The 15,386-nt window shown below is 43.4% G+C and carries 13 protein-coding genes; 4 read left to right on the top strand and 9 right to left on the bottom strand.

Features of this window, described 5'->3' with window-relative positions; genetic code table 11:
* Positions 1–52: 52 nt before the first annotated feature.
* Positions 53–1,144 (top strand): PAS domain-containing sensor histidine kinase, encoded by a 1,092-nt coding sequence (locus PQ469_RS07075; protein WP_274212318.1) that lies wholly within the window; start codon positions 53–55, stop codon positions 1,142–1,144.
* 132 nt (positions 1,145–1,276) lie between these two features.
* A complete protein-coding gene (locus PQ469_RS07070; RefSeq protein WP_274212317.1) occupies positions 1,277–2,401 on the top strand; it encodes a C1 family peptidase in 1,125 nt (374 codons plus the stop codon).
* A gap of 34 nt (positions 2,402–2,435) precedes the next feature.
* Here PQ469_RS07070 and PQ469_RS07065 read toward each other — a convergent pair whose 3' ends face one another.
* The gene (locus PQ469_RS07065; RefSeq protein ID WP_274212316.1) at positions 2,436–2,810 is read right to left on the bottom strand and encodes a DUF779 domain-containing protein; all 375 of its coding nucleotides are present in this window, start codon (positions 2,808–2,810) and stop codon (positions 2,436–2,438) included.
* A 249-nt stretch (positions 2,811–3,059) separates the two neighbouring features.
* Complete coding sequence (locus PQ469_RS07060) at positions 3,060–4,562, bottom strand: aldehyde dehydrogenase family protein (protein ID WP_274212315.1); 1,503 nt, start codon at positions 4,560–4,562, stop codon at positions 3,060–3,062.
* Between the two features lie 156 nt (positions 4,563–4,718).
* Here PQ469_RS07060 and PQ469_RS07055 point away from each other — a divergent pair, with 156 nt between their 5' ends.
* On the top strand, positions 4,719–5,645 hold the full coding sequence (locus PQ469_RS07055) for an AraC family transcriptional regulator (protein ID WP_274212314.1): 927 nt from the start codon (positions 4,719–4,721) through the stop codon (positions 5,643–5,645).
* A 100-nt stretch (positions 5,646–5,745) separates the two neighbouring features.
* Here the strand turns inward: PQ469_RS07055 and PQ469_RS07050 are convergent, their stop codons facing one another.
* On the bottom strand, positions 5,746–5,982 hold the full coding sequence (locus tag PQ469_RS07050; protein WP_274212313.1) for a helix-turn-helix domain-containing protein: 237 nt from the start codon (positions 5,980–5,982) through the stop codon (positions 5,746–5,748).
* 247 nt (positions 5,983–6,229) lie between these two features.
* On the opposite strand from PQ469_RS07050, the gene PQ469_RS07045 reads away from it, so the two are divergent.
* Positions 6,230–8,629 (top strand): ABC transporter permease, encoded by a 2,400-nt coding sequence (locus PQ469_RS07045; RefSeq protein WP_274212312.1) that lies wholly within the window; start codon positions 6,230–6,232, stop codon positions 8,627–8,629.
* Between the two features lie 153 nt (positions 8,630–8,782).
* On the opposite strand, the gene PQ469_RS07040 is transcribed toward PQ469_RS07045, so the two are convergent.
* From PQ469_RS07040 to PQ469_RS07015, 6 genes are all read right to left on the bottom strand, one after another.
* Positions 8,783–10,255 (bottom strand): hypothetical protein, encoded by a 1,473-nt coding sequence (locus PQ469_RS07040; protein WP_274212311.1) that lies wholly within the window; start codon positions 10,253–10,255, stop codon positions 8,783–8,785.
* Positions 10,240–11,811: a VPA1262 family N-terminal domain-containing protein gene (locus PQ469_RS07035; protein ID WP_274212310.1), complete on the bottom strand. Its 1,572-nt coding sequence runs from the start codon at positions 11,809–11,811 to the stop codon at positions 10,240–10,242. Before PQ469_RS07035 ends, PQ469_RS07040 begins: the two co-directional genes overlap by 16 nt.
* Positions 11,812–12,210: 399 nt before the next feature.
* Positions 12,211–12,801: a cysteine hydrolase family protein gene (locus PQ469_RS07030; RefSeq protein ID WP_274212309.1), complete on the bottom strand. Its 591-nt coding sequence runs from the start codon at positions 12,799–12,801 to the stop codon at positions 12,211–12,213.
* A 171-nt stretch (positions 12,802–12,972) separates the two neighbouring features.
* Positions 12,973–13,824 (bottom strand): helix-turn-helix domain-containing protein, encoded by an 852-nt coding sequence (locus PQ469_RS07025; protein ID WP_274212308.1) that lies wholly within the window; start codon positions 13,822–13,824, stop codon positions 12,973–12,975.
* Positions 13,825–13,985: 161 nt separating this feature from the next.
* Positions 13,986–14,633, bottom strand: coding sequence for a class I SAM-dependent methyltransferase (locus PQ469_RS07020; protein ID WP_274212307.1), 648 nt, complete (start codon positions 14,631–14,633; stop codon positions 13,986–13,988).
* A 97-nt stretch (positions 14,634–14,730) separates the two neighbouring features.
* Positions 14,731–15,351 (bottom strand): helix-turn-helix domain-containing protein, encoded by a 621-nt coding sequence (locus tag PQ469_RS07015; protein WP_274212306.1) that lies wholly within the window; start codon positions 15,349–15,351, stop codon positions 14,731–14,733.
* Positions 15,352–15,386 lie beyond the last annotated feature (35 nt).

Below are 15,386 nucleotides of genomic sequence, written 5' to 3'. Positions count from 1 at the left end.
CAAAAGTCATTGCTTAACTTGTCAGCCTTATCCAATTATCAAAGCAACCATTATGTCGTCAATGTTAGCCTATAAAGAGCCGTCTATCAAGGTAACCCAGGAGCATCTGAAAATAGCGCTCGACCAGGTTCAATTAGGTTTTTGGGAACTTGACCTGGCCAGTTACACCCTTAACTGCACCTCTAAATGTAAAACCAACATCGGCATCGGCGAAAACGAAACATTGGATTATGATAAGTTATTAAACTGTATCCTGCCGGATGACAGGCCGCTAATGCCCGAAGCAATTATTGAGGCTATTCAATCTGCCGCGGGGGTTTATAGCCTGCAATACCGGGTAAGGCATACTGATAATACCATTCATTGGATTGATGCAAAGGGCACGGTACTATTTCATGCGGCAGCCCCCACCCACATCATAGGCACCATGGTTGATATCACGGAGAAGAAAGACCTGGAACTTTTAAGAGATGAGCTTTTTAATGTAACCACGCACGAACTTAAAACACCGTTATCGGCAGTTAAAGGCTATTTGCAATTATTAGATAGGTTTATTGCCGGCATTGGCGATGAAAAAATTACCCAGGTTGCCAAACGGGCCCTTGGCTCGGTAGAAAGGATTACCAGGTTGCTCAATGAAATGGCCGATCCGGCCAACCTATCCAACCAGATCAGGTTAGCTAAAGATTCATTTGATTTAAACGCCCTTGGCGAAGAAATTGCGGCCAACGCTATGCTGATAAATCCCGAATACAATATTCGGGTAGCTGCCACAAATAATAAAAACCTGGTATTTGCCGATAGGTACCGTATTGGCCAGGTTTTAACAAATTTGGTAAATAACGCTGTTAAATACTCGCCCGATTGTACCAATATCGTGGTATATATAGGGGCAAACGAGACCGAAGCCAAAGTACAGGTTAAAGATTTTGGCATAGGCTTGCCCAAAAGCGAGCACCACAAGGTGTTTCAAAAATTTTACCGGGCAACATCAACGCCACAAAACATACCCGGGTTTGGCATCGGCTTATTTTTAAGCGCCGAAATCATCCTCAGGCATGGTGGCTTTATTGGTGTAGATGATGACGAATCGGCAAACGGCACCTGTTTTTATTTTACCCTGCCGGCACCCGCTGTTAGTTAAAATAAATTTCCCCTATCGCAAGCCGATCAAACAGGTATTTAAAAATGATGCCAGGGGATCGTTATTATCGGCCGGTGCCATTCGTCCAATCAAAATTTATTCCTATTTTAGTAGTTTACCCCATTATTTAAGATGAGAAAACATTTCCTGTCCCTGCTATTTGCCGCTGCTTTTGGTTGTGCTTATGCGCAGCAGCCGGTAACCATTAAAAAAATTGCCGCAGGTTCTGTAAAATACCAGGGCGGCACCAATACCTGCTGGTCGTTTTCAACAACGTCGCTGGTTGAATCGGCAGAGATAGCGAACGATAAAAAAGATATCGATATTTCGGAGTTATATACATCGCGTAACCTGTTCATTGAAAAGGCGAAGCGGTATATCCTGTCAAATGGCACAAGCTTGTTCGAGGCTGGCGGGCTGGCCCATGATGCCATGTACGGGATTGAAAAATACGGCGCTATCCCCAACGAGTTTTACGCACGTAAAAAAGGTGTCGAATTTTCAGACAAAAGCAACAAACAAACCGACGAGATCCTGAAAGGTTACCTGGATTCGGTACTCAAAACAAAGCCCATCGATGCCAACTGGCTGGCAGGTTTTATTAAAAAACATGATGATATTGTGGGTACACCGCCGGCTAAATTTACCTGGGAGGGCAAAGAATACACCCCGCTTAGTTTTGCAAAAGAGGTTTTAAAGTTCAACAGGCAGCAATATGCTACAATTACGTCGTTTACGCACCACCCTTTTTACGAGAACTTTCCGCTGGAAATTCCCGACAACTTTTTGCTGCGCGAAAATTACCTGAATGTGCCGTTGGATGAGTTGATAGCCATTGCCAAAACCACCATTGAAAAAGGGCAGTCGCTGGTAGTTGATATGGATGTAAGTAACAACGGCTGGAACTGCGGCAAAGCAGGCTACGCCCTATTTGAAGATAAACGTTTTTACCGGGTGGGTAATGCCGATACAGCAGAGATGACGTATAGCGCGCCTTTACGGCAGCAATTATTTGAAACCCTAATTACGCAGGACGATCACCTCATTCACATTGTAGGTATCGCCAAAAGTAAAGGCGGCAAACTGTTTTTTATCCTGAAAGATTCTGGAGGCGATCATTACGGACCGTTTAAGGGATATGATTATGTATCGGTAAATTATTTCGCCATTAATGCGCTAAGTATCACCGTGCCGGTTACCGCGCTGGATGAAAAATATGCTAAAATAGTAAAGGCACCGGTGCCGCTTATCAATTAAACACAGAAAACAAGGCAATCGACAAAAAGCCGGATCAGGATTCAAAATATTCCACCGGCTCCAAATCGCCCAGTTCTTCATCGGTAAATAACCTGGAGCGGATAATGAACCTGATGCCCATAGGAATTTCGATAGAAAAGCTGCTGCCGCGGCCAGGGGTAACATCCAGTGTAAGATGCGTATGCTTCCAGTATTCAAACTGATCAATACTCATGAAAAACTCGCAGCCTGCAACCTCTCCTATTTTCACATCACTGCTTCCAATTTTAAAGTCGCCCTTTTCAAAACACATGGGCGATGAGCCATCGCAGCAGCCGCCGCTTTGGTGAAACATCAGCTCGCCAAACCGGGCTTTTAACTCGGCTATTATTTTTTCGGCTTCGGGGGTAATGGATACTCTTTTGGTCATGGTGGGATTATTCTAAAAAGTTTCCTCCAAGGGGAGCGGTGCGATTAGACACGAGCGCAAAGGCAGGGAAAGGTTTCTACGAGCGATAAGCTATCGAGTTAACCGCCTGATCTAACCCCTACCTCCCCTTCCCCAGGGAAGGAATCACACACACCCTCTGCTCTTACTAATGTGTAAATCAATGTATTTACAAAATAAAAGGCGCCGCAAAATCCCAAACATTTTGCGGTCGCCTTTAACATTACGGGGCTAAAAGAAACCCAGTTTGTTCTTATTATAAGAGATCAGCATATTTTTGGTTTGCCTGTAGTAGTTCAGCATCATTTTATGATTTTCGCGGCCAAAGCCCGATTTTTTGTAACCGCCAAAAGGCGCATGTGCAGGGTAAGCGTGATAATTGTTAACCCAAACCCGGCCGGCCTGTATAGCACGGGGCACCTGGTAAATTTCATGGGCATCGCGTGTCCACACGCCCGCGCCAAGGCCGTAAAGGGTATCATTGGCAATTTCAATAGCCTCTTCGGTAGTTTTAAATGTTGTAACCGATACCACCGGGCCGAAGATCTCTTCCTGGAAAATCCGCATCTTATTATGCCCTTTAAAAATAGTCGGCTGAATATAATAGCCCCCGCCCAACTCCTCAGGAAGCTTTTGGGCATTACCGCCGGCCAATACTTCGGCCCCTTCTTTTTTGCCAATATCCAGGTAGCTCAGTATTTTCTCGTATTGATCATTAGAGGCCTGCGCGCCCATCATCGTTTCAGAATCAAGCGGGTTTCCCATTTTTATAGCTTTTGTACGTTCAATAACGCGCTCTATAAATTTATCGTAAATATTCTCGTGCACCAGCATACGCGACGGGCATGTGCAAACTTCGCCCTGGTTTAAGGCAAATAATACGGCGCCTTCTACTGCTTTGTCAAAAAATTCGTCGTCGGCATCGCCAACAGACTCAAAGAAGATATTTGGCGATTTACCGCCCAACTCCATGGTGACGGGAATTAAATTTTCTGAGGCGTATTGCATAATCAACCTGCCGGTTGTGGTTTCGCCGGTAAAGGCAACCTTACTAATGCGCGGGTTGGTAGCCAGTGGTTTGCCGGCTTCGGGGCCAAAACCTGTAACAATGTTTAAAACACCCGGAGGCAAAACATCGCCAATGAGTTCCATTAGCACCATAATACTGGTTGGGGTTTGCTCGGCGGGCTTTACAACCACACAACAGCCGGCGGCTAAAGCAGGTGCTATTTTCCATGTGGCCATTAGTAATGGAAAATTCCAGGGAATAATCTGGCCCACTACGCCAAGGGGCTCCTGCAGGTTAATACTTACAGTAAACTCATCATGCTCAGATATGCTGCTTTCCTCGGCGCGGATGGCACCTGCAAAATAGCGGAAGTGATCAACACATAGCGGCAAATCGGCAGCCATTGTTTCACGGATGGCTTTACCGTTATCGATGGTTTCTACCGTAGCCAGGTAGCTTAGGTTATCTTCAATTATTTGCGCAATTTTAAGTAATAAGTTGCTGCGGGTAGTTGCCGCGGTTTTACTCCAGGTTTTAAATGCCTCTGTAGCGGCATCAACAGCTGCCTCGATATCTTCTTTGGTTGATCGGGCGGCTTTGGTAAAAACCTTGCCATCAATGGGCGAAATATTATCAAAATACTCGCCTTTAACGGGCGGAACAAATTTACCGCCAATAAAATTGTCGTACTTATCCTTAAAGGATGGTCTTTGGGCTAAACTCATGATGGTTTTATTTTTTAATTGGTTAAGCTAAGTTAGCGGTGGCCTGCATCGGGCATTTGCACTATACTCTCAATTGGGTGCATTATAATTTCAATTTTAAAATGAATTATAAACTACGGATTAGTATGTCTAATTTTATTTAATAATAAACCAATTATGAACGAGAGAAACCTGGTATCTCCGTTTGCCCTCAGTGGTAAACGTGAGTTGCACACGCTGGTAGAAAATCGCCGTGCATATACATTAAACCACTGCGAACTAAATATTTACGAAACTTATCAGCGCAGTGAACTGGTTCCGCTTACTTTTGATGACCTGGTAATTACCAGCATGCTGCGTGGTAAAAAAGTGATGCACCTTTTTGATAAGCCAGGTTTTGATTACCTGCCTGGCGAAACGGTGATAGTTCCGCCAAATGTTACCATGACTATTGATTTTCCCGAGGCATCCGAACTTAACCCTTCGCAATGCACAGCCCTGGCCATTAATCACCACGAAATAAAAAGCACGCTTGATTTTTTGAACGAGAATTATCCCCGTGCCGATGACGTTTGGAAGCTTAACTACCAGCAATTTCACTTTTTTAACAATCATGAACTGGCCCAGCTAATTAATAAGCTCATCAGCATAAGTACAGGCGATGTGTTAACCAAAGACGTACTGGCCAATTTAACGCTAAAGGAGTTGTTAATTAGAATTATGCAAATGCAAAATCTGCATGTTGTACAAGATAATATGCAGCAATTATCAACAGGAAACCGTTTTGCTTATATTTTACAATACATTAAAAACCACCTTACCGAAAAGTTGAACATTGATGCCCTGAGCCAGATGGCCTACATGAGCAAGGCCAGTTTTTTCAGGGCATTTAAACACGAAATGGGAATTTCGCCGGTTGATTATATTATTAAGGAGCGGATACAGTTTGCTAAACAGCTATTGCATAATCCTTATTGCAGTATTGCCGATGCCTGTTTTAAAGCCGGATTTAACAACCAGCATTATTTCAGCCGGGCATTCCGTAAAATTGCCGGTACAACGCCAAGTTTTTATAAGGCGGGGATTGTAAGGGAGATGAATTAGACTTTGCACTACCCAAGCCCCGGGCTTTCGGTATTCCAGATATAAGACGGCAGACTTTTTCACGACCTAACCCACTGTTATGGATGACAAGGATAACAGCTTACGCTGCCACGCCATCAGCATTAATAATGTCGACCGGATCGATCTCCAATACGCGGCAAATCTTAAAAAACCTTTCTAAGGTCAGTTTAACATAGCCCAATTCAATTTTGCTATAGGTATTTTGCGATACATTCAACTTGGCAGCAAGATATTCCTGCGAGTAAGCCAACTGTATCCTGGTATTACGGATATTTTGGGCTATGGTTTTTACGCTGTGGTTTGCTAAGGCACTCATTGGTTATGGTTTATTATTTATTATATAAACGCAGTAAACAATAAGTTGGATTTTTTTAATGTTAACTTATTTCAATAAAGAGTAACCCTACGGGTTGTACTCTTTTTAAGAGTATCAATAAGTGTATTGTGGAGCTACCTGACGCGCCACTTTGTTTCATAAGCGTACGCAGCTGTACGCTTATGAACGTTTAGGCCGAAATTAAACACACACAAACAACTACTATTCAGCAAGTTATAAAAACGGCATGATTTTACTGCTTTACAACTTCAATTACATTGTGGCTATGCTTAAAAATTACTTTAAAACCGCCTGGCGAAATTTGTTTCGCAACAAGTTCTATTCGTTAATCAATATTGCCGGCCTTACTGCCGGGCTGGCCATTGGCATTTTGATATTGCTTTGGGTACAGGACGAGTTAAGTTTTGATAGCTTCCATAAAAACGCCGACAACATTTACCGCGTAGAACTTTTTGGCGGTACCGGCGCCAGTAAACAAATCTGGCAAACCACTGTAGCGCCTATCGGCCCATTGGCTAAACAGGAACTTACCGACGTGCAGGACCAGGTCCGCCTTATCCCCAACTGGTTCTACTCGTTATATAAATACAAGGAAAAAGTTTTTGGCGAACAAAACGTAGGCTTTGCCGATCCTTCGCTGTTTAGCATCTTCGATTTCCCGCTGATTGAGGGCAATACCGCTAAGCCTTTTTTGAATGATAACTCGGTTGTCATCACCAAAAAAACGGCTCAAAAATATTTTGGTAACGAGAGTGCCCTGGGCAAAGTGATTGTGGCAGAAGGCAAGGAAAACTTTACCGTGAGCGGGGTTATTAACGATTTTCCGCTTAACTCCAGCATCAATTATGATATGATTATGCCCATGAGTTACCACATTAAATATATATTGGAACATGGTAAGCAGGATGCTAACACCGATTTTAATAATTATTCTTATCAAACCTATTTTAAATTAAAGCCCGGCGCATCGTTAAAAAAGCTCTCGGCCGATTTGTTCAAAATCCACATTAAACACCGCGCCGAGGATACCGATGCCGACTACCTGTTGCTGCCCATCAATAAAATGCACTTGTACAACGCCGACTTAACCGATCATGGCATCCAAACGGTACGCATTTTTATTATTATAGCCTTGGTTATTTTACTGATAGCCTGCATCAATTATGTAAACCTTTCTACCGCCCGCGCGCTATTGCGTGCCAAAGAGATCAGCATGCGCAAAATTATAGGGGCTGGCAAAATACAGCTGTTTATGCAATTCCTGGCCGAGACGGGATTGCTGTTCCTTATAGCTACGGTATTTGCCTTGTTTACCATATACCTGCTGATGCCGGTATTTAACCAGCTGGCCGGCAAGCAGTTGGTATTTAACCTGCTCGATCCGCATATCTGGCTCATCATAAGTATAACAGTGGTAGCAACCCTGGCCCTATCAAGTATTTACCCGGCCATGCTGCTATCGTCTTTCGAGCCGTTGAAAGCCCTGAAGGGCAAAATAAGCGGTAGCATTGGCGATGCCCTTTTCCGCAAAATACTCGTGGTGGTGCAGTTTACGTTTTCGGTAGTGCTTATTGTGAGCACGCTGGTTATTACGCGGCAACTAAAATACATCCAATCAAAAAATCTGGGATACGATAAAAGCCATGTTTTTGGTGTTTGGATGCGCGATGCATCAAAACATTATGATGCCGTACGTGCCGAACTTTTAAAGCAGCCCGGTGTAGAAGATGTAACCCGTGCAACCGGCAACATTATCAACAGCGGCGGCATCTCGGGCGACAACTCCTGGGATGGCAAGGCTCCGGGCCAAACCTTTATCCTACATCCTATGGGGATAGATAAAGATTTCATCTCGTTTTTTAAGCTTAAAATGCAGCAGGGCAGCAGCTTCAGCGGAGCAGTGGCCGACTCCACCCATTTTATCCTTAACGAGGCCGCCGTAAAAGAGATAGGCCTTAAAAACCCGATCGGCAAGCGCTTCCGCTTTCAAAGGACCAACGGCACCATTATTGGCGTAATTAAAGATTTCCATTTTGCCAGCATGCGCGAAAAAATTGCACCGGCCATCTTTTTTTACAGACCCGCCGTTTACCAAACCCTATACATAAAAACCAACACCAAAAACGCCGCTGCAGCTATAGCCGCGGCGGGCGACCAGTTTAAACAATACAACGGCGAGTTCCCTTTTAGCTATAACTTCCTGGACGATATATTCAACGACCTTTACCAGGGCGAACAACGCGAGGGCACACTGTTTAACTACTTTGCCGGCATGGCCATACTAATCTCCTGCCTGGGTTTGCTGGGCCTTGCAACGTACACCGCCCAGGTGCGCACCCGCGAAATTGGCGTACGCAAGGTATTAGGCGCATCGGTTGCCGGCGTAGTAAGTCTGCTGGCTAAAGATTTCATCAAACTGGTACTTATTGCCATCGTAGTAGCCTTCCCGCTGGCCTGGTATGCCATGAGCAACTGGCTCAATGGTTTTGCCTACCGCATCCCCATCCATTGGACAGTTTTTGTATTGGCGGCGTTTATCGCCATCGTTATCGCTTTTGTTACCATTAGTTTTCAATCCATCAAAGCAGCGCTGGCCAACCCGGTGAAGACTTTGAGGAGCGAGTAGGGAGGGTTACTATGTATTGGTTGTGCAAATCCCGGATGTTTAATAGTGAAACACCCTGGTACTGGGTGCTACGCCTTCCTCCAGCTGCCGCAAGAGTTTTCGCTGCCGCGAGGCCGGACCTTGCGACAGCGAAAGGTAGTAGACACATACTACCTAAAGATGATGGTTAAAATTCTCAGCGATCTCATTCAAATACTTAAAGTACTTTTCATTCGTAATATATTCGGATAGCGGCGGGTTACCTTTAAGCTTGTCAAATAGTTTTAACGCTTCTTCATCGATCAGCTTCTTATTTTTATAAGCATGGCTTAACAGAAATAACAGGGAAAAATAAAGGTAGAATCTAGTTATCTGCTCCGATTCGTTCTTAACCCACTCGCTATCGATCCAGACAAGTTTTTTCAATGTCAGATTTAATAGCTCCTTGATTTTTGACACATCCTTTTCTTCAGAATAGTAATGGATTATGAAATTGCCGTAACTTGTCATAAATAAATCATTTAGAAATTCTTCGGATTTGAACAAGCGGTCAAATTCCGCTTGCCATCTCAGACGTGCGGTGTTCAGTACTAATTGATATTGGTCATCTGAAGTGTGCAGGCTAATTGAGGTTAGTAATTTTGTTCGCGTCTCCAACAAAGAATTATACCGGTCTATCGGAAGCGAATGTTTCATAACTTTAATCAAATCTTCTTCAGATAGAAATTGCATCTGTTCTCCCAATGCAACATTGAAAACGCTGTTGCTATGGAAAAACGGGATAGCTTGATGATAAATTTTTTCATCTCGAAGATAAAGTTGCTGCAGCAGTAACGCTATTGCCTGGCGACCTTTAATTGCTGGCTCATCGTCCATTCTGTATTTCTTTAGTAACTGCCTGGTCAATTCGAATATTACCCATGGGTTTGATAGCTGTTCTGATTTTTTAGCCAGGATGACCAAAGCACGCTCCGGGAAACTTTGGAGGTAGAAGATATACTCCTCAATAAGCTTCAGGTTGTTTAATCGGAAGATGAATGCCTTTACATTGAGTTGAAATAAAAAAAAGACCAGGTTTTCTAAGTAAAAATTAAAATGAAAGCCTTGCCCGCCACGCTCAATTGCCAAGACGAAATCGTAGATTTTTTTTACTGAATTTTCTTTTGTTCCCTGGTTGGCTACCCTTTCAAGTTCTTTTTCATAGTAAGATCCATTCGCGCGAACACTCACACTCATATTGACAGCGCTCAGGATTTTTTGCACTTGTGTGATTCGTTGATCCTTTGTTGTTTTTGGAAAGGACATGCCTTGTAGAAAATATTTAAGATCGATCTTAAAATAACTATTGACCATTACAAAAATGACAAGGGCGCTTATGTCGCCACCTAAAATAAAACGGTCGAGAAAAGGCTTGATCGTAACAATTACAGAAGCCAACTTATGGTATTCATGGCCTGACATCGCGTTCATTGTTGTAGAACTCAGTTGTTGCGCGAGTCTCCCCAATGCAGGATTATTCTCCCGATTGAAGAGCAGTTGTTCTACATCGTAGTTACTCAACTCCAGTAGCAATTTATCCAGATCATTATTAACGAATATGCCAACGAGGCTAAAGGCCTTTTTAATTAGCGTTACTTCGATCTCCATACCAAACAGTCTTTATGGTCTAACTTTTCCCACAATTCATCAAAAGCGTCGATGACCCTCTGGGGATGAGATACTTCCAATAAAATATGATGACTTAGACCAATGGAATTAATGGAAGTACCGATGGAATAAACCTTTGGTTTCGTGCGCTTGCTCCCAGGGAAAATCAGAAATCGATCATGGAATGACCAGCCATGATTACTATGTTGTAAACGAAATTCAAGCTTCAGTCCATAATTGTTATTCCCCGGATCTTCGAGAATAGCGGATTCCTGCCGGATAATCTGATCTGTGGTATAACCTGTTTTTGACAATATCTTTTTCGAACTCTTTTCAATCGCACCTATGGCCTTTATCTCGACCCCGGCAGTTGGAGAAAAGAATAAGGTGTTCAAGATATCACCTGACCTTAAGTAAGGATCCCATAAGCAAACCCCGTTTTGGTCATGCTGGTTGATCAATTTTCTTAGATCTTGTAATGCCGTCAGTGAACTGCCACTAAAATACTGTTTAAAAGAAAGAGAGGATTCCAGTCTCACTTTTTCGGCGTCATAAAGTGTGTTATGTATAAAAGTGGCGTAATCCTGCACGTCCGAATCTCCGCTGCGCATGCCTTTACTTACAATTTCTACTTTATGCGTCACTCCACCAATTGTAAAAACACGAGGTTCGTGACTTCCTATACTGGTGTTGAGGCTCATACCCCTAAAATATGTTCCGCGAAAATTGGAAAGCAAGAGATTCGGCTCATTACTCCATATCCTGATATTTGTTACCTGGTCAACATGGCCGGTGGTAATCAGCTGAAGTTGTGAAAGATTATAGGGAACATTTACACTGCCTAAGTAATTGCCATCTAAAATAGAATCGACCATTATGGTGCATGCTTTTGGTTCGACTAAATCGAGGTGCCATTTGAATTGTGCCACAACCCCGGTATGATCGGTTAATGATTGCGATGTGGTTTTTAGGATGGTGACCGGGAATTGAAAAATAACATTTCCTAACCGGTCCCTGACCAGCGACAGGTCGATGGGGACAATCTCTTTGATTTGTTCGGTGAGTTTATTAAGTGATTTTACGGCTTTAACATCCAGCAAAAATTCAAGCTGTTGTTTTGATTCGTCAAAAAACTCCAATATATAAGAGCCGTTATGGAAATTATTTTTAAGGACGTGGTTCAGTCTGTTGCCCTCACTCGCCGGGATAAATTGTTTAGCTAAACCGCTCAATTTGCCCATAACTAATTGATCATTTTCGCTGAAGTCCCATTTGTGTTTGTTTACCAATTTTCCAAAAACAGCCTGCGCCTCATTCGGAGAAAGCCAATAACGCTGTATTCCAACAGCAAGTTCTTTATTAACCGGGAGCAATTTGGTCAAATATCGATGGGCAGTGCCTTCAAACTGCTTTTCTTCAAACGAGGCGAGAATAAACAAATTGGTAACTGTTTTATTCTTTTTATGCTGGATAAATAATTGAGTGACCTCGCAACTGTAAAAGAAACCAACATTACCAGGGGCAATCAGGGTTTCAAAATCTTTAAATAGCTGCATGCGGTGTGGTTTAAGAATCTAAGGTACTATCCTATGGTCAGTTAATCAAATGAAGAAATATAGGCAAACGCCATGCTAAGTAATAAATATGCAACACCCGGATGGTTAATCTCATCCGGGTGTTTTTGTATACCCGCAGTTAGCGTTAAGGATTGCAGTGAAAAGCCCACAGCGCGGGCAGGCCGGGGCGGTAATGGCAAAGCGAGGACTTGCAACGAAAAGCCTGACCGCCGCTTCTACCAGCGGTGGGAACGCCCGGGAAAAGAATCAAGAGATTAGAGTCAAGAATCAAGACAGAGACAGCGCTGCCCCTATTTTAGCCATCCTAACAATCACTTCATCACCGACAGCACCTGCGAAACCTGCAAGTACGGCGCCATTAGTTTCCTGATTAAATTGCTAAAGAAAGTCATCGTTTTTTTTAAAAGCCTGGAGTACTTCGTCGGTATTTAAAACGGTGGCAAATTCGTTGTTAATTTGTGCCAGTGCGGTTAAATGGATGGTTTCGGCGTCGTAGTGTTCGCCTTTTATACCGGTTTTGGCAAAGGCGGCGGTAGCATCGGCCACTACAAAGGTGTGGTAGCCAAAATTGCCGGCCATACGGGCCGTGGTAGATACGCAATGCTCGGTGGTAAGCCCAACTATAACCATGGTATCGATGCCCGCAGCATCCAGCTGTTGCTGCAGATTGGTGCCGATAAAGGAGCTGTTTACCGATTTTTTGATCACCGTCTCGCCGGGCAAAGGTTTCACAATCTCTTTGTGCGCATTGCCGGGGTTACCTTCGGCCAGCAGCGAGTTGGGGTTGGCCGAGCAGCGCTGGATGTGGAATAGTGGCAGGTTATTTGCCCGCCAGTAATCAAGCAGTTTGCGGGCATTAACTTCGGCATCGGGGTTATTGCGCTGGCCTCCCCAATAAGGGATATTATCAAAACCCTGCTGTATATCAACGAGTATTAATGCAGGGTTGGTGTTCTGTAATGTTTTCATACCTCAAATTTGCAGCTTTGCAAGGGCCGCAATTTTGCTGTGAGGCTTTATTTGTTTGTTTTTATAAGGCCGGTTAAGTCTAAAGTACTAAGTCGTAAGTCTGAAGTTATTTTTTTGACTTAGAACTTAAGACTTTGGGCTAAAAACTATCCGTCAAATTTATGGATGACACTACACCAGTTCGTTACGCGCACTTTTAGGCGAAGCGCCGAATTTTTGCTTATAAACTTTTGAAAAATGCGAAATATTTTCGAACCCGCTGCTATAAGCTACCAGCGATACCGGATCGTTAGAGTGTTTTAACTGGTACTCGGCATACTCCAGCCGGCGGTTAAACTGCCATTTTACGGGCGTGGTATTAAAACGATCGGTAAACTCTTTTTTAAACGCGCTTACACTCCTGCCGGTGAGTTTGGCCATATCGGCTATGGATAGTTGCCTGTTAAAGTTGGTTTCCATAAAGTAAGCCAGATCAACCTTTTTATTACTTACCAGGTCTTTCAAAAACGAGGCGAAGGTTTTTGATTGATCGCCCGACAAGATTTGCAACAGCACCTGGTGGGCCGCAAACTTAACAATGCACCTGGAGTAGTTTTGTGGTTGTACAATATGCTGCATAACCTGGGCTACGTTGGCCTTTATAAATTCGGAAGTTTTAAAGGTAAACGGCGGCAAATCGGCACTCAATTTTTCCTGTTTAAACTCGGGCACATGGCTTTCTAAAAAGTAATCAACAAACTCATTTTCCATAAAAATAAGCAGGCTGGTATAATCATCAGATGGGAAAAGCTGGTAATTGCCCCGCCGCCTAAACTGGATATCGCCGGCCATTAAGTGCTGTACATAGCTGCCATACCTAACATCAATGGTACCCGTTAAAATTACCTCCAGGCAATGCGCGGTTTGCAGGGTATCATCGCACCTGAAAGGGCGCTTTTTATCAATGATAATTCCGTACATATCAGACAATCGAAGCTTGATATGCGCATGATGATCAAGCAGGTCTTTAGGGATTTGTATCATCGGTACACATTAGTTTTTACTAAGCTACATTTTGAAATTTATCTTTTTTACTTTTTTGATTAATTGTAACAAAGGAATGATAAAAGCCCATGGGTGTTTACCTTAACAAAACAGACGCGCTGGCCAAACAGGTTAATCTGCTGTTTGATAAGTTGGCTTTACTATTTTGACGTTAAAGGCTTCCGGCCGACAAATCTTATCACTAATCCTTTGCCGTTGTGGTAAATACTTTCGTTTAAAATATACTCTTCTTCTTCCAGTAACAGTATCTCGTAATCTTTAAAATCGGCTATAAGATCTTCTTTTGAAAACAGCATATTGATGTCCTTTGGGCCGCCAATATGGGGATTGTTTAACGTAAGTTGAAGGTGATTTTTGCTAAAAGCCTCAAATATAACTACCCCGCCGGGTTTTAGGCACCTATCCAGTTTTTGGTGAAACTGAGATTTTTTTTCGGCAGCAAAGTGTGCAAATATTAACCCGATGGCATCAAAACATTGCTCATCAAAGGCTAATTGCTCCAAATCGCCCACAAGGTAGGCCAGGTTTACACCGCGTTGCTGTGCCAATTGTAAGGCCTTGGCTTTGCCTTCGGCACTCAGGTCAAAGGCAGTTACCTGCCAGTTCAGGGTAGCGGCAAAAACCCCGTTTCGGCCTTCGCCATCGGCAGGCATGAGTATTAGCCCGGGTTCAAATTTTTTAAGCCATTGCTCAAAAAAAGCATCGGGTGCTTTTCCGTAAGCATACTCTTCTTTTTTATAGCGGTCGTCCCATAGTTGTTTGTATTGTTCGTCCCAGGTTGGTTCCATCGTTTTTTATTTTGTTACCCAATTATTTTATTGTGCAGTACAAATATAATTTGTGCGATAGCGGAAGAGATAGGACAAAAACTCAGTTGTGTGGTACTTAACTAAAATTATACCTGAAAGCCTCGGGCGATTGCCCGGTGTGTTTTTTAAAAAACCTGATAAAATAGGAAACATCATCATAGCCAAGCAGGCCGGCAATTTGATTTACCTGGTTGGCAGTGGCCAACAGGTACCGCTTAGCCTCGAGCACGATGTGTTCATTAATAACTTGCGAACAGGTTTTACCCAATGTTGTTGTGGTAATGGTGTTAAGCTGATAGGCGGATAAATTGAGTATATCAGCATAATAGGCTACCTGTTTGTGTGTAAAAACATGGGTATCTAAAAGCGCTAATAATTTTTCAAGCTGTTGCTGCGTGTACAGGCTGGCACCACTGGCAGCATCGGCTGGCTGCTGCCTTACCAATTGTATAAAAAAGATATCCATGTTGGCGCGGATTGCCTCCTGGTAGCGCGGCTGTTTATCGGTATACTCCTGCAGAATGCAACCCAGGCTATTGTACAATTTTTGAAAACCTTTGTCGCCGGGTTGATAATGGTATATACTGCCGGCGCTTTGCAACATAAGGTCAGCTGCCTTACCATTCGCGAAATAAAACTCGCCGCTGAATTGCATTAGGTACCCCGTGCTGCCGGCCTTTAAAACCAGTTTATGCACCTGCCCCGGCCGCATAAAAAAAACGGATTTGTCGC

Origin of the sequence: Mucilaginibacter sp. KACC 22773, assembly GCF_028736215.1 — a bacterium.
Taxonomy (GTDB): Bacteria; Bacteroidota; Bacteroidia; order Sphingobacteriales; family Sphingobacteriaceae; genus Mucilaginibacter.
The sequence above is the reverse complement of the archived record's forward strand: the minus strand, read 5'-3'. Positions and strand labels throughout refer to the sequence as shown.